The organism is Streptomyces sp. NPDC007901 (assembly GCF_042959465.1).
Classification (GTDB): domain Bacteria; phylum Actinomycetota; class Actinomycetes; order Streptomycetales; family Streptomycetaceae; genus Streptomyces.
Map to the genome: position 1 here is coordinate 44,348 of NZ_JBIBKW010000028.1, position 17,511 is coordinate 61,858.

General features: G+C 69.0%; 13 protein-coding genes and 1 pseudogene. 3 read left to right on the forward strand and 11 right to left on the reverse strand.

The window, feature by feature from the left end:
* Positions 1 to 41: 41 nt before the first annotated feature.
* The 3 genes from ACFZDK_RS48765 to ACFZDK_RS48775 all read left to right on the forward strand — a co-directional run bounded on the left by ACFZDK_RS48765 (position 42) and on the right by ACFZDK_RS48775 (position 5,278).
* Complete coding sequence (locus ACFZDK_RS48765; protein WP_390983861.1) at positions 42 to 1,259, forward strand: histidine kinase; 1,218 nt, start codon at positions 42 to 44, stop codon at positions 1,257 to 1,259.
* A complete protein-coding gene (locus ACFZDK_RS48770) occupies positions 1,256 to 1,930 on the forward strand; it encodes a response regulator (RefSeq protein WP_390983864.1) in 675 nt (224 codons plus the stop codon). The genes ACFZDK_RS48765 and ACFZDK_RS48770 overlap by 4 nt, the downstream gene beginning before the upstream one ends.
* 144 nt (positions 1,931 to 2,074) lie before the next feature.
* Positions 2,075 to 5,278 (forward strand): efflux RND transporter permease subunit, encoded by a 3,204-nt coding sequence (locus ACFZDK_RS48775; protein ID WP_390983867.1) that lies wholly within the window; start codon positions 2,075 to 2,077, stop codon positions 5,276 to 5,278.
* A 360-nt stretch (positions 5,279 to 5,638) separates the two neighbouring features.
* Here the strand turns inward: ACFZDK_RS48775 and ACFZDK_RS48780 are convergent, their stop codons facing one another.
* From ACFZDK_RS48780 to ACFZDK_RS48830, 11 genes and pseudogenes are all read right to left on the reverse strand, one after another.
* Positions 5,639 to 6,415: an HAD-IA family hydrolase gene (locus tag ACFZDK_RS48780; protein WP_390983870.1), complete on the reverse strand. Its 777-nt coding sequence runs from the start codon at positions 6,413 to 6,415 to the stop codon at positions 5,639 to 5,641.
* Complete coding sequence (locus tag ACFZDK_RS48785) at positions 6,412 to 7,290, reverse strand: class II fructose-bisphosphate aldolase (RefSeq protein WP_390983872.1); 879 nt, start codon at positions 7,288 to 7,290, stop codon at positions 6,412 to 6,414. The genes ACFZDK_RS48780 and ACFZDK_RS48785 overlap by 4 nt, the downstream gene beginning before the upstream one ends.
* A gap of 49 nt (positions 7,291 to 7,339) precedes the next feature.
* Positions 7,340 to 9,226 carry a propionyl-CoA synthetase gene (locus ACFZDK_RS48790; RefSeq protein ID WP_390034310.1) on the reverse strand — a complete coding sequence of 629 codons (1,887 nt, stop codon included), beginning with the start codon at positions 9,224 to 9,226 and terminating at the stop codon, positions 7,340 to 7,342.
* A 39-nt stretch (positions 9,227 to 9,265) separates the two neighbouring features.
* Entirely contained in the window at positions 9,266 to 9,640 is a 375-nt protein-coding gene (locus tag ACFZDK_RS48795; RefSeq protein ID WP_390034311.1) for a DUF779 domain-containing protein, read from the reverse strand.
* A gap of 2 nt (positions 9,641 to 9,642) precedes the next feature.
* Positions 9,643 to 11,166, reverse strand: coding sequence for an aldehyde dehydrogenase family protein (locus ACFZDK_RS48800; RefSeq protein WP_390034312.1), 1,524 nt, complete (start codon positions 11,164 to 11,166; stop codon positions 9,643 to 9,645).
* A gap of 87 nt (positions 11,167 to 11,253) precedes the next feature.
* Positions 11,254 to 12,342 carry a hypothetical protein gene (locus ACFZDK_RS48805; RefSeq protein WP_390983877.1) on the reverse strand — a complete coding sequence of 363 codons (1,089 nt, stop codon included), beginning with the start codon at positions 12,340 to 12,342 and terminating at the stop codon, positions 11,254 to 11,256.
* Positions 12,343 to 12,391: 49 nt separating this feature from the next.
* Complete coding sequence (locus ACFZDK_RS48810; protein ID WP_390983880.1) at positions 12,392 to 13,954, reverse strand: FGGY family carbohydrate kinase; 1,563 nt, start codon at positions 13,952 to 13,954, stop codon at positions 12,392 to 12,394.
* Positions 13,955 to 14,067: 113 nt separating this feature from the next.
* Positions 14,068 to 14,832, reverse strand: coding sequence for an SDR family oxidoreductase (locus ACFZDK_RS48815; protein ID WP_390983883.1), 765 nt, complete (start codon positions 14,830 to 14,832; stop codon positions 14,068 to 14,070).
* Positions 14,833 to 14,841: 9 nt separating this feature from the next.
* On the reverse strand, positions 14,842 to 15,570 hold the full coding sequence (gene deoC, locus ACFZDK_RS48820) for a deoxyribose-phosphate aldolase (RefSeq protein WP_330351172.1): 729 nt from the start codon (positions 15,568 to 15,570) through the stop codon (positions 14,842 to 14,844).
* A gap of 228 nt (positions 15,571 to 15,798) precedes the next feature.
* Positions 15,799 to 16,165: pseudogene (locus ACFZDK_RS48825) on the reverse strand (transketolase); the annotation flags it as partial.
* 187 nt (positions 16,166 to 16,352) lie between these two features.
* Positions 16,353 to 17,450: an NADH:flavin oxidoreductase/NADH oxidase gene (locus tag ACFZDK_RS48830; RefSeq protein ID WP_390983887.1), complete on the reverse strand. Its 1,098-nt coding sequence runs from the start codon at positions 17,448 to 17,450 to the stop codon at positions 16,353 to 16,355.
* Between the last annotated feature and the right edge of the window lie 61 nt (positions 17,451 to 17,511).

The following is a 17,511-nucleotide window of genomic DNA, read 5'->3' on the forward strand; positions in this document are numbered from 1 at the left end:
CAGGTGACGTGTTCGGTCGAGCTCGTCCTTACGCTTGGGGCATGAGAGCCCTCGGTGCCCGCGGCGAGGTCCGCCTGCGTTCCTGGTGGCAGGAGTGCGTACTCGTCGTGCTGGTCTGTGTGGTCGCGGCGATGTCGATGAACCCGCCCGTCTCCGGCGACGCCGCGACACGCTTCACCCTGGCGGGCTTCATCCTGCCCGCCGCCGGCGGCGTATCACTGCTGTGCCGGAGGCGAGCACCGTGGTGGACGCTTGCTGCGCTCACCCTGGTGACCGTGGGCTCCCAGGCGGCCGGTCACGCCGCGCTCCCGTTCATACCCGCGCTCATCGTGGCCATGTACCACGTCGCGCGGTGTTTCGACCGCAAGCCCGCCTGGACCGCCGCTCTGGTCGTCATGGTCTGCCTGCTGACCGCATCGATGGCCTGGGGCAGCGGACCGCTGTTCGGGCCCCAACGGGTGGTTCCCCTGACCTGGGTAGGGTTGGCCACGGCCATCGGATACGCGGCGCGCATCCGGCACGCCTATGTGATCGCGCTGGAGGAGCGCGCGCTGCGGGCCGAGCGCACCCAGGAGGAGGAAGCGGAGCGACGGGTCGCGGAGGAACGTCTGCGCATCGCCCGTGAGCTGCACGACGTGGTCGCGCATGAGCTGACCCTGATCACCACCCAGGCCGGTGTCGCCCTCCACCTGGGCGAGCGAACCCCCACCCTGGCGACCGAGTCGCTGCGCAGTATCCGGGACGGTTCCAAGCAGGCGCTCGACGAGTTGCGCACCATGGTCGGCCTGCTGAGCAGGCCCGGGGACGACGCCGATCCGCTTCGCGACCCGGTGCCCGGGCTCGACCGCGTGGGCGAACTGGTCCAGTCGTTCGCCCACGCGGGGCTGAAGGTCGAGGTCGAGCGGGAGGGCGAGAGACAGCCCGTGCCCATGGCTGTGGACGTGGCCGCCTACCGCATCGTCCAGGAGGCGCTCACCAATGTCTGCAAGCACGCCGGAGCCGGAACAGCCCGCGTACGGCTGGGCTTCGCCCACGACAGCCTCCGCGTCACCGTGGAGAACGGCCCTCCCGCCGTGGTGTCGCCGGTTCTCCGCGGCCTGGACGCCGGCGGCACCGGGCGCGGTCTCATCAGCATCCGGGAGCGCAGCGCAGCGGTCGGCGGCCGGGCCACGATCGGCCCCGACTCGTCCGGGGGGTTCGTCGTGGAGGTCAGGCTGCCGTTGGGCCGCGCCCGTGACACCGGTCGGGAGGCGGAATGACGATCCGCGTCGTCCTCGCCGACGACCAGGCCCTGCTGCGCGGCACGCTGCGGCTCCTGGTGGACAACACGCCCGGCATGGAGGTGGTGGGCGAGGCCGCCAACGGCGCCGAGGCCGTCGAACTGGCACGTGAGCAGCGGGCCGACGTGGTGCTGATGGACATTCGGATGCCGGTGGTCGACGGCCTGGAGGCCACCCGGATACTCGCCTCGGACGAGCGGACCGTCGACGTCAAGGTGCTGATCCTGACCACTTTCGAGGTGGACGAGTACGTGGCGGAGGCGATCCGGGCCGGCGCCAGCGGATTCATCGGCAAGGGCACCGACCCGCAGGAGCTGGTGGACGCCATCGAGACGATCGCCAGAGGCGAAGCCCTGCTGTCCGCTACGGCGACCAGGGCGCTGATGGCCCGCTTCCAGCGGCACGTCGAGCCGGCCTGGAAACAGCAGACCGAGCGCCTGCACGTCCTCACACCTCGCGAGCAGGAGATCCTCACCCTGGTCGGCCGTGGGCTGACCAACGACGACATCTCCGGGCGGCTCCATCTGAGCCCGCACACGGTGAAGACACACATCAACCGGGCGATGACCAAACTCAAGGTCAGCGAGCGGGCGCAGCTCGTGGTCATCGCGTACGAGAGCGGACTGATCCGCCCGGGCGATGGGCCCTGAGGATGACGGGCTACCGCGTTCGCGGTAGCCGCGATGCACCGCAGTGCTCCGACGACAGGCGGCGCGGCGGACCGAAAGGCTGGGCCCGACGCGGCACGTGCACACCGACCGCGCCGCTCTAGCTCATCCCCGGAGGACCCTCGCATGTCTTGGCTGTCCAGGATCAGCCTCGCCAACAGAAAACTGGTGGCACTGATCACGATCATCGTCATCGGCGTGGGCGCGTACGGCGCCTCTGCGCTGAAACAGCAGTTGCTGCCCGACCTGTCCATCCCCACGGTCGCCGTGACCGCGACATATCAGGGTGCCTCGCCCGAGGTGGTGGAGAGCCAGGTCGTCAAGCCGATCGAAAGTGCCGTGCAGGGCGTCTCCTCGGTCAAGTCGGTGACCTCCACCTCGCAGCAGGGCTCGGCCCAGGTGTCCGTCGAGTTCAACTACGGTGCCGACCTCACCAGCAAGGCGAACGACGTACAGACGGCCCTCTCCAGAATCTCGTCCCAGCTGCCCAGCGGCGTCTCGCCCCAGGTGCAGACGGGCAGCACCGACGCCATGCCGACGATGACGCTGGCGGCGAGTTCCGACCAGAGTTCGCAGCAGCTGGCGAAGGCTCTCCAGGACACGGTCGAGCCGAAGCTGAAGCAGGTCTCCGGGGTCAACAAGGTCACTCTCTCCGGGGAGACCGACCGGCAGGTCGTCATCAACCCCGACGCCGGCAAGCTGAAGAAGCACGGCCTGACCACCCAGTCGATCAGCTCCGCGCTGAGCGCCGACAACTCCACCTCGGCCGCCGGATCGGTGACCTCGAACCACAAGACCGTCAGTGTCCAGGTCGGCGATTCGATCTCCGCCCTGCAGCAGATCGAGGACCTGTGGCTCAGCCCGTCCAGCTCGTCCACCGGTTCCTCGTCCATGGGCTCCGCACAGAGCGGGTTCGCGGGTTCGGCGAGCGGCAGCGGGACCACCACCACCTCGTCCGCGGCACCCGTGCAGCTGAAGGACGTGGCGTCGGTGTCGCTGCAGAGCGCCACCGTCACCTCCGTCACCCGCACCGACGGCCGGTCCAGCCTGGGCCTGTCCATCACGCTCAGCCAGGACGGCAGCTCCTCCTCCGTCTCCACGGGCGTCCGTGACAAGCTCTCCGACCTGGAGAAGACCCTCGGCCATCAGACGAAGCTGACCGTCATCTCGGACAACGGACCGCAGGTGCACAAGTCCGTGGTCGGCCTTCTCGAAGAGGGCGTGCTCGGCCTCTTCATGGCCATGATCGTGATCCTGATCTTCCTCCGGTCGGCCCGCTCCACGCTGGTCACGTCCGTGTCCATCCCGCTGTCGCTGCTGATCGCGATGATCGGGCTCTGGTGGCAGAGCTACTCGCTGAACATCCTCACCCTCGGGGCGCTCACGATGGCCGTCGGACGCGTCGTGGACGACTCGATCGTGGTGCTGGAGAACATCAAGCGCCACCTCGGCTACGGGGAGGAGAAGAAGCAGGCCGTCCTCACCGCGGTGCGCGAGGTCGCCACCGCGGTCACCGCCTCGACCATCACCACCGTCTCCGTCTTCATTCCCATTGGCCTGGTCAGCGGCCTGGTGGGACAGCTCTTCCGGCCGTTCTGCTTCACGGTGGTCGTCGCCATGCTGGCCTCGCTGCTGGTCTCGCTGACCATCGTGCCGGCGCTGGCCTACTGGTTCCTCAGGCCTCCCAAGGAGGCCGCGGGAACGAACCCGGAGGAGTTCCGCCGCCGGGCCGAAGCGGAGGAGCGCGACAGCCTGCTCTCCCGGCGCTACGTTCCCGTCGTCAACTGGGCCGTGAAGCACCGCAAGTCCGTGATCGCCATGGCCGTCGTCGTGTTCGTCGTCACCGTCAGCCTGCTCGGCACCCTGAAGACCAGCTTCCTCGGCAACGACAGCTCAAGCTCCCTGAGTCTGACCCAGACCCTGTCGGCGAACACCGACCTCGAGACCACCGACGCGGCGGCCAAGAAGGTCGAGAAGATCCTCGCGCACGAGGACGGCGTGTCCGCGTACCAGGTCACCATCGGTTCGCAGGGCGACTCCGCCATGTCGTTCGGCGGCGGTTCGAGCGGCAGCAACAGCGCCTCCTACACGCTGGCCCTCAAGAGCGGCACCGACTCCTCCGCCGTCGAGGACGATCTGAAGTCGAAATTCGACAAGCTCAGCGGCATCGGCGACATGTCGTTCACCCAGGCCGGTGTGGGCGGCTCCAGCAGCGACATCGAACTCACCCTCAAGGGCCAGGACGAAGCTGCCCTGAGCACCGCGAGTCAGCGCGTCGTGAAGGCGCTCGACAAGGTCGACCAGGTGACCGGGGTGACGAGCGACCTGGCCAAGGAGGCGCCCGAGATCTCGGTCAAGGCCAGGGGCGAGGCGGCCGCCGAGTACGGGGTCAGCGACTCCACACTGGCCTCGACCGTCAGCCAGGCTCTGCAGGGCACCACCGCCACCCGGGTGACCTTCGACGACACCCAGCACGACGTCGTCATCAAGAACGCCGACAACACCCCCGACACCGTCAGCGCCCTGAAGGCACTACAGGTCAGCACCTCGCAGGGTGAGGTCCGCCTGGGCAAGGTCGCCACCGTCACCCAGGTCGAGGCCCCCGTCAAGCGCACCCGCGTCGATGACAGCCAGGCCGTCACCATCTCGGCCACGCCCGTCGGTGACAACACGGGCGCGGCCAGCACCGCGGTCGAGAACGCCGTGAAGAAGGTCGACCTGCCCTCGGGCGTCACCTACTCCATGGGCGGGGTCACCTCCAGCCAGAGCGGCGCCTTCTCCTCGCTCATCCTGGCCATGGTGGCGGCGATCGCGCTCGTCTTCCTGGTGCTCGTGGCGGTCTTCCGCAGCATCCGGCAGACGCTGGTGCTGCTCGTGTCCGTCCCGTTCGCCTTCACCGGCGCCTTCCTCCTGCTCGCCGTGACCGGTACGCCGCTCGGGGTCGCCGCGCTGATCGGCCTGCTGATGCTCATCGGCATCGTGGTCACCAACGCGGTGGTGCTCGTGGACCTCGTCAACCAGTACCGCGAACAGGGCATGCCCGTCATCGAAGCCGTCCAGGAAGGCGGCCGGCGCAGGCTGCGGCCCATCCTCATGACCGCGCTGGCGACCATCTTCGCCCTCACCCCGATGGCCCTCGGCATCACCGACTCCGGCGGGTTCATCTCCCAGCCGCTCGCTGTGGTCGTCATCGGTGGGCTGGTCAGCTCCACGGCACTGACCCTCCTCCTGATCCCGACCCTCTACACCATGGTCGAGACCCGCCGCGAACGCCGCAAAGCCCGGCGCGCGGCTCCTGAACCGGCTCAGTCTCCAACCCTCGTGTCCTGATCCGACGTCTCCGGATCCCCCCTTTCGCCCACCGGCACCCGCGGGCGAAAGGGGGGACCTTGCGCTGTCGTGCCGTACCGGCTGGACAACGCCGAGTGGCGGGCTCGTTGCAGGGAAAGCCGGTTCGCCACCAGGGCGGACGGACACCCGCCTTCGATCTGGCTGCGGCTCCGCGACAGCCGGCGATCACCTTGCGGGTGCTCCCCGTGGCACGTCGCCCGGCCGATTCGCCGGTGGCAGTACGTGGGCCGAGCCTGCCGGGGCCATCAGGTGTGGGGAGGTCCGGGCCGACGCCCGGACGTCCTGAAGCAGGCGAGCCGTGTGCGCCTTCAGGCCCGCCCGGGCGCCTGCGCCGATTGCCTAGTCCTCGGCCAGGATCCTGTGGAGTGAGCGAACGTTGACCACGCCCTGGTCGTTGCGTACGTCTTTGCCCGCCAGGAAACGGGCCGGCGCTGCCGGTTCGCCGAGGTCGGAGAGGACCGTCCGGGCATCGGGGAAGGGGTCGTCGCCTGTGAAGTGGCTGGTGGTGACGAGGTGCGGGAGGCCCGCCCGGGCGGCGGCGAGCGCGCCGGACCGGGAGTCCTCGACGACGACTGCCTCCTCGGCCGAGCGGCCCAGTTCGCGCAGGGCCAGCAGGTAGATGTCCGGTGCGGGCTTCTTGGCGGGCACGATGTCCCCTGCGTAGACGCCGCTCATCCGGGCCCTGATGTCGGCGCCGACCACCGAGCGCAGCACCGCCTCGACGCTGTGCTGAGCCGAGGTGGAGGCCACGGCGACCTGCCAGCCGGCGTCGAGCGCCTCGGCGATCAGGCGCCGCACGCCCGGTCGGCCGGGCAGCGCGCCGTCGTCGACGAGCTGGATGTAGATCTGACTCTTGCGCCGGTGGATGGCGGCGACCTTGTCGGCCAACTCCTCACCAGGAGCGGCGAGTTCGATCTCGGGGTGATCGGCCAGGTACGCCATGAGGCGCTCCTTGCCTCCGCCGGTCTTCAGCAGCGCGGCGTACTCCCGCGCGGTCCACCGGAAGGGGGCACCGAACTCCGCGAACGCCTGGTTGAAGGCGACGAGATGCCCGTCGAGCTCGGTGTCGGCCAGCACTCCGTCGCAGTCGAGGATCAGGGCGCGGTCGGCACTCATGCGGACACCGCCTTCGCGGTCGCCGCGCCCCTGCTGCCGAACAGGTCGATGTGTTCCAGCGTCACCGCCGTGACCGCCGCGGAGATCTGGTCGAACATCTTGACCGGCTCCCACTTGCCGGTGGCCTCCGCGGTGGCGAGATGGGTCCGGGCCGCCTTCATGTAGGCGATCTTGAGGGCGGTGGAGATATTGATCTTTGATATGCCGGCGCCGACGAACCGGCGGAAGTCCGACGCGGCCAGCCCGGTGCCGCCGTGCAGCACGACCGGGAGATCGGTGAGCGCGCGCAGGCTCTCGACGCGGTGGAACTGCAGGACCGGTGCCGCGCTGTACAGGCCGTGCGCGGTGCCGAGTTGGGGGGCGATCATGTCGGTGCCGGTCTCGTGCGCAACCTCGACGAGTTGTCCGACCGAATAGGAGTGCTTCGCCTCGTCGGACCCGACCCCGTCCTCGACACCGATGATGTTCTCGATCTCGGACTCGACGCCGACGCCCGCCTCATGAGCCTCGGCCACCACCTCGGCGGTCTCCTTCCGAGCCTGTTCCAGGGAACGGTCCGACGCGTCGAAGAGGACCGATGTCCAACCGGCCCCGATCACCTGGGTGATCACTTCCCGGTCGGGGCAGTGGTCGAGATGGAGCGCGACGGGCACGCGCACGCTCTGCGCAGCCGACCGGGCGATCGCCGCCAGCAGGGTGAGGCCCACGCTCCTCACTGTCTTGACCGAGGTTTGCAGGATGATCGGCGACTGCGCCGCCTCGGCCGCCCGGACGACGGCCCGTGCGGAGAGATCGTCAACGATGTTGACGGCGGGGACCGCGTATCCGCCGTTCTGTGCCGCGGTCACCAGATCCACCGTGTTGGCCATCGCCATGGTGTGTCTTCCTTCTGCTGGGGTGCTTCGCTGATGGAGGTGCAAGTCGTCAGTTCGTGGGCGGCGGCGCCAGGACCCGCCTGAGGACATCCAGTACGCCGGGATCCTCGATGGTGGACGGTGTCGGTTCCACCCGGCCGTCGGCGATGGCCCGCAGCGACTTACGCAGGATCTTTCCGGAGCGGGTCTTCGGCAGGGCGTCCACGATCGACACCTCCTTGAACGCGGCCACGGGTCCGATGTCCCGTCGTACGGCCGCGATCAGTTCGGCGCGGAGCGTGTCGGCCTCGACGTCCGCGTCGGCCTTGAGGACCACCAGGCCGCGGGGCACCTGGCCCTTCAGGGCGTCGTGCACACCGATCACCGCGCACTCGGCGACCGCCGGGTGTTCCGCGAGGACCGCTTCCATGGAACCGGTGGACAGCCGGTGGCCGGCCACGTTGATCACGTCGTCGGTGCGGCCCATGACGAACAGGTAGCCGTCCTCGTCGGTGTATCCGCCGTCTCCGGTGCTGTAGTGGCCGGGGAAGCGGGACAGGTACGACTCGACGTAGCGGTCGTCGTCTCCCCAGAGAGTCAGCAGGGTGCCCGGGGGCAGGGGGAGCCTGATGCAGATGGCGCCCTCGGTGCGCGGCGGCAGGACCTCGCCGGAGGGGCTGAGGATCTCGACGTCGTATCCCGGCATCGGCACCGTCGGTGACCCGGGCTTGATCGGGAGTTCCTGAAGTCCTCGCGGGTTGGCCGCCACCGCCCACCCGGTCTCGGTCTGCCACCAGTGGTCAACCACCGGCACACCCAGGATCGACGACGCCCAGCGGTAGGTCTCCGGGTCGAGCCGCTCCCCCGCGAGGAACAGCGCCGTGAAACCGGAGAGGTCGTACTTGGCGACTTCGCCTCCCTGTGGGTCGAGCCTCTTGATCGCCCTGATTCCCGTGGGGGCCGTGAAGAGTGCCTTGACGCCGTACTGGGAGATCACGCGCCAGAAGGCTCCGGCATCCGGTGTGCCGACCGGCTTGCCCTCGTAGAGGACGGTGGTGGCACCGACCAGCAGGGGTCCGTAGACGATGTACGAGTGGCCGACGACCCAGCCGACGTCGGAGGCGCTCCACCACACGTCGCCGGGGCCGATGTCGTAGATGTTCTTCATCGACCAGGTCAGGGCCACGGCGTGGCCGCCGTTGTCGCGGACCACGCCCTTGGGCCGGCCGGTGGTGCCGGAGGTGTACAGCACGTACAGCGGGTCGGTGGCCGCCACGTCGACGCACGGGGCGGGACGGGCATTCGCCATCAGCGCGTCCCAGTCGTGGTCCCGCGGACCCAGGTCCGCGCGCAGGCGCTCACGCTGCAGCACCACGACGGAGGTGGGCGGGTGGTCCGAGGCGGCGATCGCCTCGTCCACGATCGGCTTGTAGGCGATCACCCGGCCGGGCTCGATCCCGCAGGAGGCGGTGACCAGGATCTTGGGAGCGGCGTCGGTGATGCGCGCGGCGAGTTCCCTGGGCGCGAACCCGCCGAAGACGACCGAGTGCACCGCGCCCAGCCGGGCGCAGGCGAGCATCGCGACGACCGCCTGCGGGATCATCGGCATGTAGACGACCACCCGGTCGCCCTTGCCGACACCTTGGTCGCGCAGGACTCCGGCGAACCGTGCGACCTCGTCCCGCAGTTCGGCGTAGGTGTATGCCGCGGTGGCGCCGGTGACGGGGGAATCGTAGAGGAGGGCCGGCCGTTCGCCGTGCCCGGCCTCGACGTGCCGGTCCAGCGCGTTGTAACAGGTGTTCAGCTCCCCGTCGGGGAACCAGCGGTGGAACGGCGGGCGGCCGTCGTCCAGCGCCCTTCGCGGTGTACGTGACCAGGTGACGGCGTGTGCGGCATCGAGCCAGAACCGCTGCGGGTCTTTGAGGCTTGCTGCGTAGCTGTCGGCATACGCGTCCATGAATGACTCCCTGTGCTGTCCGTGCTGCCCGTGCTGTCCTCAGTCCGGTGGGGCGAGCTCGTCGTCGGTGAGTACGCGCGAGCGGATCAGGAAGCGGACTCCCTTGGGGGCTTCCAGCGAGAATCCGCCGCCCCGGCCGGGGACCACGTCGATGGTCAGGTGCGTGTGCTTCCAGTATTCGAACTGCGCGGCCGACATCCACACCGGGATCGGGGTGTCGAGCCCGTCCACGTCGAGGTCGCCCAGGTGCACGTCCGAGAGACCGGTGCGGAACTCCCCGGCCGGGTAGCACATGGGTGCGCTCCCGTCGCAGCAGCCGCCGGACTGGTGGAACATCAACGGCCCGTGCTCGCCGGCCAGCTCCCGCAGGAGCCGGCCGGCGGCAGCGGTGAGATCGACTCTCCGGATCGGCATGATCAGAAGAAGCCCAGCGCGTTCGGCGAGTAGGAGGCGAGGACGTTCTTGGTCTGCTGGTAGTGCTCCAGCATCATCTTGTGCGTCTCGCGGCCGATGCCCGACTGCTTGTAGCCGCCGAAGGCGGCGTGCGCGGGGTAGGCGTGGTAACAGTTCGTCCACACCCGGCCGGCCTGGATCTCCCGGGCCGCGCGGTGGGCGGTGTTGTTGTCGCGCGTCCACACCCCCGCCCCGAGGCCGTACAGCGTGTCGTTGGCGGTCTTGACGGCGTCGGCGTAGTCGTCGAACCGGGTCACCGCGACGACCGGGCCGAAGATCTCCTCTTGGAAGACCCGCATCTTGTTGTCGCCCTCGAACACGGTCGGCTGGATGTAGTAACCCCCGGAGAGCTCTCCGCCGAGGTCGGCCTGCTCGCCGCCGGTGAGGACCTTGGCGCCCTCCTTCCGGCCGATGTCGATGTAGGAGAGGATCTTCTCGAACTGGTCGTTGGACGCCTGTGCGCCGATCATCGTCTCGGTGTCCAGGGGGTGGCCCTGCTGGATACGGCCGACCCGCTCGATCCCGTCGGCGAGGAACTGCTCGTACATCGAGGACTGGATCAGCGCTCGCGACGGGCAGGTGCACACCTCTCCCTGGTTCAGCGCGAACATCGCGAAGCCCTCGAGGGCCTTGTCGTAGAAGTCGTCCCGGGCGGCGGCCACGTCCGCGAAGAAGACGTTGGGGCTCTTGCCGCCGAGTTCCAGGGTGACCGGGATGATGTTCTCGCTGGCGTACTGCATGATGAGCCGGCCGGTGGTGGTCTCGCCCGTGAAGGCCACCTTGCGGATCCCCCTGTGCTGCGCGAGGGGCTTTCCGGCCTCGACGCCGAAGCCGGTGACCACGTTGAGCACGCCGGGCGGGAGCAGGTCGGCGATGAGGTCGAGCAGCACATGGATGGAGGCGGGGGTCTGCTCGGCCGGCTTCAGGACGACGGTGTTGCCGGCGGCCAGCGCGGGGGCGACCTTCCAGGTGGCCATGAGGATCGGGAAGTTCCAGGGGATGATCTGCGCCACCGGGCCCAGGGGCTCGTGGAAGTGGTAGGCCACCGTGTCGGCGTCGATCTGGGAGATCCCGCCCTCCTGCGCCCGGATCGCCGCGGCGAAATACCGGAAGTGGTCGATGGCCAGCGGGATGTCGGCGGCGAGGGTCTCGCGGACCGGCTTGCCGTTGTCCCAGGACTCGGCGACGGCCAGGGCTTCCAGGTGCTGCTCCATCCGGTCGGCGATCCGGTGGAGGATCAGCGCCCGTTCGGCCGGCGACGTGCGGCCCCAGGAGGCCGCGGCGCCCTCGGCCGCCGCGACCGCGCGGTCGACGTCGTCGGCGGTGCCGCGGGCGACCTCGGTGAAGACCGCGCCGGTGACCGGGGTGGGGTTCTCGAAGTACTCGCCCTTCGCCGGCGCGACGTACTCGCCGCCGATGAAGTGGTCGTAGCGCGGCTTGAACGCCACCACGCTCTGGGGTGCGCCGGGCGCTGCGTACTGGGGCATGGCACGGCCCTCCTGTCATGACTCTGGCACTCTGCGCGGGGCAGAGGGAAACGGGGGAATGGGTGGTGGTGCCCGGGGATCGGCCGGTCAGCCGACCGCGGGGACCTCGTCCGGGACGTCGCCGCCGCGCACGCTCTGCGCCTCGCCCGCGGCCGGTGCGAGCTTGCGGCTGATGTAGAGGGAATAGGCGACGGCGACGGCGATGACGACCGCCGGCAGGACGAAGCGGTCGTGGAACAGGCCCAGGTCCTTCATCGGGATGTTCACGACCACCGACGCGACGAAGATGACCGCGGCGGGTGCGTCGACGTAGCCGTGTCCGAAGTTGTTGATGGTGCGGGAGATGAACTCTCCGCCGAAGGCTCCGAGGATGCCGAAGGCGATGCCCCACAGGATGCTGATGCTGCTGTGGGTGACCGCGTAGCTCTGGACCACGGCCAGGCCGGCCACCATGCCCACGTGGTGGGTGACCGGGATCTGCAGTCCCGAGGCGAAGAAGAAGAAGGTGACGACGCCGATGGCCCAGGCGGGGATGATGGCCAGGCCGGCGGTGGCCGGGTTCTGCAGCATCATCCAGGCGATCCAGCCGGCCAGTCCCCCGGTGAAGATCCCCACCATGGTCAGGACGGGCGGCGTGCACTGCCAGGACAGCCAGACCGCCGGGCTGCGCACGCTGTAGCGGCCGCCGGCCGCCTTGACCTCGTCGGGCGTCCTGGCGAAGATCTCGCCGAAGCCGCGGCGGCCGAAGAGCTTGCCCATGACGCAGATCAGCGTCACCGTCAGGGCGATGCTGTCGACGCGGGAGCCGAAGGCGTCGGCGAACAGGCGCTGCAGGAAGTAGCCCAGGGTGCCGAACAGGCCGCCCACGACCATGGGCGAGACCCGACCGGTGCTGATGAGAGGGGTGAGGACGTTCTTGCCGGTCTCCTCCAGGTAACCGCGCCGGCCCGCGTAGGCGGCGGCCGCGACGGCGGGGCCGAAGGACACGTGCGGTCCGAGGTAGAGCCCGAACGCGTACACCCCGAGGAAGTCGACATGCCCTGCCTGGCCGGGGGCCACGAGCAGCGCGGCGAACGCGGCGAGTCCGGTGAGGGTGACGGCCCCCACGGCGCCCAGAGCGGCGGCGAAAGCGCCGGCGCAGAACGAGACCACGACACCGATGATCACTGTTTCCATGGATTCATCGCCCTTCAGGTGCGCTTCCTGATTCCGAGCGCGCTCGGAATCAGAACCCCTGCGCCGCGGCGACGGCCGGGTAGACCCGGGCGCTCAGGGCGTGGTAGGTGCCGTCGAAGATCCGGTACATGTCGTCGTAGACCTTGACGTTGGCCTCGACGGGCTCCCAGCGGCCGACCACGTGGACCATCTCGTCGACGGCTTCCTTCAGACTGCCGAAGACGCCGGCTCCGACCGCGCCGATCATCGCGGCGCCCAGGGCGGTGGCCTCCTTCGCCTTGACGGTCTCCACGGGCTTGCCGTACACGTCGGCGGAGATCTGGTTCCACAGCGGCGAGCGTGCGGCGCCGCCGGATATGCGGAAGAACTCGAAGTCGGGAAGACCGGCCTGGTTGATGGCGTCGATCATCGCGCGCATCTCGTAGCAGACGCCCTCCATCGCCGCCCGCACGATGTCGGACTTGTTGTGCCCGAACGTCATGCCGACGAAGGCGCCCCGGGCATCGGCGTTGTAGAAGGGGCAGGCCGCGCCGGCCAGCCACGGGACGAAGACGAGGCCCTGCGCGCCCGGACGGGACTGGGCCGCCTGCCGGGTCAGGAGGTCGTAGCAGTCGATGCCGGTCAGCTCCTGCGCGGTCATCTCCAGCTGGCCGAACGTCTGGCGCACCCACTTGAAGCTGCTGGCCGCCGCGCTCGCGTGTCCCTCGATCTCCCACTTGTGCAGGGCCGACCCGATCACGTGGGCCTTCCTGTTGGGGTCACGCACCGGCTGTTCGGACTGGGCCACGATGACGCCGGCCGTGCCCAGCACGAGGGAGGCCATGCCCTCGGTGATGTTGCCGAGACCGACGGCTGCGCACTGGTGGTCGCCGCTGCCGACGACCAGGGGGGTCCCCTCGGCCAGGCCGGTCTTCTCCGCCACCTCCCTGGTCACTGCGCCCGCGACGGTGCCCGACGGCACGTTCTTCGAGTACTTCGCCGCGTCGACACCGAAGATCCCGGCCAGCTTGTGGTCGTACTGGAAGGTGTCGCCGTCGACGATCTGCCACCAGCCCGCGTCGTCGGTGTCGTCGATGTAGTCGTCGGCGCCGTAGGCCTTCATGACGAGGGCGTGGATGCTGTGGATGAGGGCGGTGCGCTCGTACAGCTCCGGGTGGTGCTTCTTGACCCAGTAGATCTTCGACGAGGGCCAGACCTGCCCGAGGGGGAATCCGGTGATGTCGTAGAGGTCGTCGGCCGTCATGCCGTGCTCGGCCAGCTGCTGCTCCATCCAAGGGAGCATCTCGGCGTTGCGCAGGTCCTGCCACATGATGATGTCCCGGACGAAGCCGCCGTCCTCGTCGCGCAGCACGAAACTCGACCGCATCATGGTGAAGCTGATGGAGGCGATGTCCTGGGGGTCGATGCCGCTCTTGCCGATCGCCTCGCGGGTGGAGTCGTAGCAGTTGTCGATGATCGCCTGCGGGCTGCACTCGACCCAGCCGGCCTGCGGGTAGCGCAGCGGGTTCTCCTTGTAGCCCGACGCTATCTCGTCGCCGCGGAGGTTGAAGATGACGGTGCGGCATCCGGTCGTGCCCGCGTCGATGCCGATCACATATCTTTTGCTGTCCACTGAGATTCCTCCTTGAATTCAGTAGATTCAGACGTGCCGCCGTCCCGAGCGGCCCGATTTGTGCTGCACCAGAATCCGGTCAGGAAATTACCGGAGATCTGTCGCGAAGTGATTCAGTTGTTGTACATGTAGCGGCCGCCAGTGACGTCCACCGAGATGCCGGTGACGTACGCGCTCTCGTCGCAGACGAGGAACATCACGGCACCGGCCGTGTCCGAGGGCTGGGCGATCCGACCCATCGGCACGTTGCCGACCTGCTGGGCCTTCGTGGTGTCCGTGTGCGCTCCCTGGTCGGTGAGCGGGGTCTCGGTGACGCCGGGGCAGACCGCGTTGACCCGGATGCCGTCGCTGACGAAATAGCCGGCGGCGTACTTCGTGAGACCGATGAGACCCGCCTTCGACGCCACGTAGTGGGGGCCCGCCCAACTGCCGCCGCTCTTTCCGGACGTGGAGGAGATGTTGACGATGCGGCCACCGGTGAGCTTCATGTAGGGGTGGACTTCGCGCAAGCACCGGAACGCCCCGGAGAGGTTGATGTTCATGACGAAGTCCCATTCCTCGTCGGAACATTCAGGCAGTTGCGAGAACCGGGCGACGGCCGCGCCGTTGACCAGGATCGTGATCTTCCCGGTCCGGTCGAAGACCTCCCGGAAGGCACGCTTCACGGACGGCGAGTCGGAGATGTCCATGTGCACCGCGAAGGCTTCGCCGCCGGCCTCCTGGATCTCCTTGACCGTGTGCGCGTTGGCGTCGTCGTCGATGTCCGCACAGGCCACCAGCGCGCCGTGCGCGGCGAGTTCCAGGGCCACCGCGCGGTCGATGCCGGATGCCGCGCCGGTGACCACGGCGACATCGCCCTTGAGTCGTTCGCTCCTCATGGCTCCGCCTCAGTCCCTGGTGATCTCGATGTTCGAGAAGATCTCCTCGAACAGCGGCAGTTCACGGATGATCTGGTCACCCGCGCGCGTCCCGACGATGTCCGCCCCGGCGGCCACGCAGCCCAGCGCCACGGCGGTGGTCCAGAAGCGTCCGGTCCCGGCGAGCTTGATCCTGACTCCGGAGTCCTTGAGAGTGTCGTTCATCAGTTTGATGACCGCCATGTCCGGCCCGCCCTCCCGTCCGGTGGACGACTTGACGTAGTCGCCGCCGCCCTCGGCCACGCTGTTGCAGGCCGCGACGACCTCGTCCGAGGTCAGCCGGGACACCTCGACGATGAACCGGGTCTCCCGTCCCTGGGCGGCCTTGACCAGCTCCCGGACCTCCTTGGTGACCTTGTCGTACTCGCCGTTCTTGAGCGCCCCGAACTCGATCACGGGGTCGATGAGGACGGCGCCGCGCCGGACCGCGTCCTCGACCGCGGCGACCTTGGAGGTCAGGGTGCCGGTGCCGAAGGGGTAGTCGGTCACCACGTTCGGCAGCACGTCCGTGCCCTTGAGCTCGCTGACGATGTAGTCGAGGTAGTTCGGGTTCACGCAGCACGCGTGGACGTTGTGCTCGAGGCAGACCGCCACGAGCTCCTTGATGGAGTCCAGGGTGGTGTCGGGGTGGACCAGCGATATGTCGAGCATCTTGGCGAACGACTGCGCGTCGATCTTCTTGCCGCGAATCTTGATCACGATTTCGGACCTCCCTAGAGGCTGTTCTCAGTACCCCTGGATTAGATCTGTATATACAGGCAAGTACGAGATTGGACGAGAGCGTATGTGCGGCGCCTGGGCCAGTCAAGAGACTGGTTCAGGGGAGTTGGGCAGAGGTGTTCAGCATGGCCGCTCCGCAGGGCGGGAGGCCGCGCTGATCGACTCGCAGGCCGCGTCGGCCACGGCCTCGGCGGTCAGGCCGAAGCCGAACAGGCCGCGCTCGAAGCGGGCCGCCATCGCCATGCCGACAGCGTTGGCGACACCCTGGCCGAGCGGGCCCGTCGTGGTCTCGACACCGGGCGTGTGTCCGTGCTCCGGGTGTCCGGGCGTGCGGCTTCCCCAGCTGCGGAAGGCCTGGAGATCCTCGAGTTCGAGGCCGTATCCGGCGAGGAACAGCTGGATGTAGAGCGTCAGGCTGGTGCGGCCGGGGGGACAGTACGAAGCGGTCCCGGCCGGTCCGGTCGGGGTCTGCGGGGTCGTGCCGCATCAGTTTCCGGAAGAGCAGGCAGGCGGCCGGGACCAGGCTCATCGCCGTCCCGGGGTGGCCGTTGCCCGCCTTCTGCACGGCGTCCATCGCCAGGACGCGCGCGGTGTCCACGGCACGCTGGTCGATGTCGCTCCACTGCAGGTGGTCGGTGGTCGTGCGGGAGTGCACAGCTTTTTCTCCTTCGGAGTGACGGAAACGCTTTCTCCTCGGGGTGGTGCCGCGCCGCGGGCGGGTGGGGAGGCAGCCTGCCGCCCGCGGCGCGAGATCGGCCGGCTCACACGTCCGGGATGGCGTCCCATCGGGCGCGGGTGTACTGGCCCGGGTAGGGCGCCTGCGTCCACGGCATGCCGAGTTCGTGTGCGGCGCGCAGGGGCCAGGCCGCCTCCCGCAGGGCCACGCGCCCCAGGAAGACCGCATCGGCCTCACCGGCCGCCAGGACGGCCTCGGCCTGTTTGGGATCGAGGATCAGTCCGACGGCAGCGGTGGGGATCCCGTTGTCCTCGCGGATCCTGGCGGCGAGGGGGACCTGGTAGCCGCGCGTGGCGGGAATGTCGGCGGGGGCGATGCTGCCGCTGGACACGTCCACCAGATCCACGCCCCGCTCGCGCATGAGCCCCGCGAACCTGCTGGTCTGTTCGATGTCCCAGGCGTCCGGCAGCCAGTCGGTCGCCGAGACGCGCACGAACAGCGGTTTGCGGTCCGGCCAGACCTTCCGGACGGCTTCGACGACTTCCAGGGGGAAACGCACGCGTCCCTCGAAGGATCCCCCGTACTCGTCGGTCCGGTCGTTGGCCAGGGGCGAGAGGAACTCGTGCAGCAGATACCCGTGCGCGGCGTGGATCTCCAGGACGTCGGCACCCGCCCGGTGCGCGCGCCGCGCGGCGTCCGCGAACCGGGTGGCGACACCTTTCATCTCGTCCCGGGTCAGCGCCCGGGGCGCGGGGCGGCCCGGGTGTTCCCTCGTGGACGGAGCGACCGTGGTCCACCCACCCCGGTCGGGGGGCAGCACGCCGGACGGCTCACCGGGAAAGCCACGCCAGGTGGAGGCCTTGCGGCCGGCATGGGAGATCTGGAAACCGAACGCCGCGCCCTGGGCGTGCACGAAGTCCACGATGCGGGCCCAGCCCTCGGCCTGCCTGTCGTTCCACAATCCGGCGTCCTGCGGCGTGATCCGGCCGGCGGGATCGACCGCCACGGCTTCGGACATGATGAGCCCGAAGCCGGTCTGGGCCCGTGCGCCCAGGTGGGCCAGGTGCCAGTCGTGGGGCATGCCGTCCTCCTCGACACAGGAGTACTGGCACATCGGGGAGAGCCAGATCCGGTTGCGGACGGACACACCCCGCAGGGTGCAGGGCTCGAACAGCAGCGGCATGGTCACCGGTCTCCTTGGAGGTCTGCGGCGGGCGGAACGCCGGGTGTCGTCTGACGGGGTC

Bases quoted from the DNA above. Each gene is read 5' to 3' on its own strand.
- ACFZDK_RS48815 (WP_390983883.1), bottom strand. From the start codon at position 14,832: ATGAGGAGCGAACGACTCAAGGGCGATGTCGCCGTGGTCACCGGCGCG.
- ACFZDK_RS48795 (WP_390034311.1), bottom strand. From the start codon at position 9,640: ATGCCGATCCGGAGAGTCGATCTCACCGCTGCCGCCGGCCGGCTCCTG.
- ACFZDK_RS48805 (WP_390983877.1), bottom strand. From the start codon at position 12,342: ATGGAAACAGTGATCATCGGTGTCGTGGTCTCGTTCTGCGCCGGCGCT.
- ACFZDK_RS48790 (WP_390034310.1), bottom strand. From the start codon at position 9,226: ATGGACGCGTATGCCGACAGCTACGCAGCAAGCCTCAAAGACCCGCAG.
- ACFZDK_RS48765 (WP_390983861.1), top strand. From the start codon at position 42: ATGAGAGCCCTCGGTGCCCGCGGCGAGGTCCGCCTGCGTTCCTGGTGG.
- ACFZDK_RS48775 (WP_390983867.1), top strand. From the start codon at position 2,075: ATGTCTTGGCTGTCCAGGATCAGCCTCGCCAACAGAAAACTGGTGGCA.
- ACFZDK_RS48785 (WP_390983872.1), bottom strand. From the start codon at position 7,290: ATGGCGATGGCCAACACGGTGGATCTGGTGACCGCGGCACAGAACGGC.
- ACFZDK_RS48800 (WP_390034312.1), bottom strand. From the start codon at position 11,166: ATGCCCCAGTACGCAGCGCCCGGCGCACCCCAGAGCGTGGTGGCGTTC.
- ACFZDK_RS48770 (WP_390983864.1), top strand. From the start codon at position 1,256: ATGACGATCCGCGTCGTCCTCGCCGACGACCAGGCCCTGCTGCGCGGC.
- ACFZDK_RS48830 (WP_390983887.1), bottom strand. From the start codon at position 17,450: ATGCCGCTGCTGTTCGAGCCCTGCACCCTGCGGGGTGTGTCCGTCCGC.
- ACFZDK_RS48780 (WP_390983870.1), bottom strand. From the start codon at position 6,415: ATGAGTGCCGACCGCGCCCTGATCCTCGACTGCGACGGAGTGCTGGCC.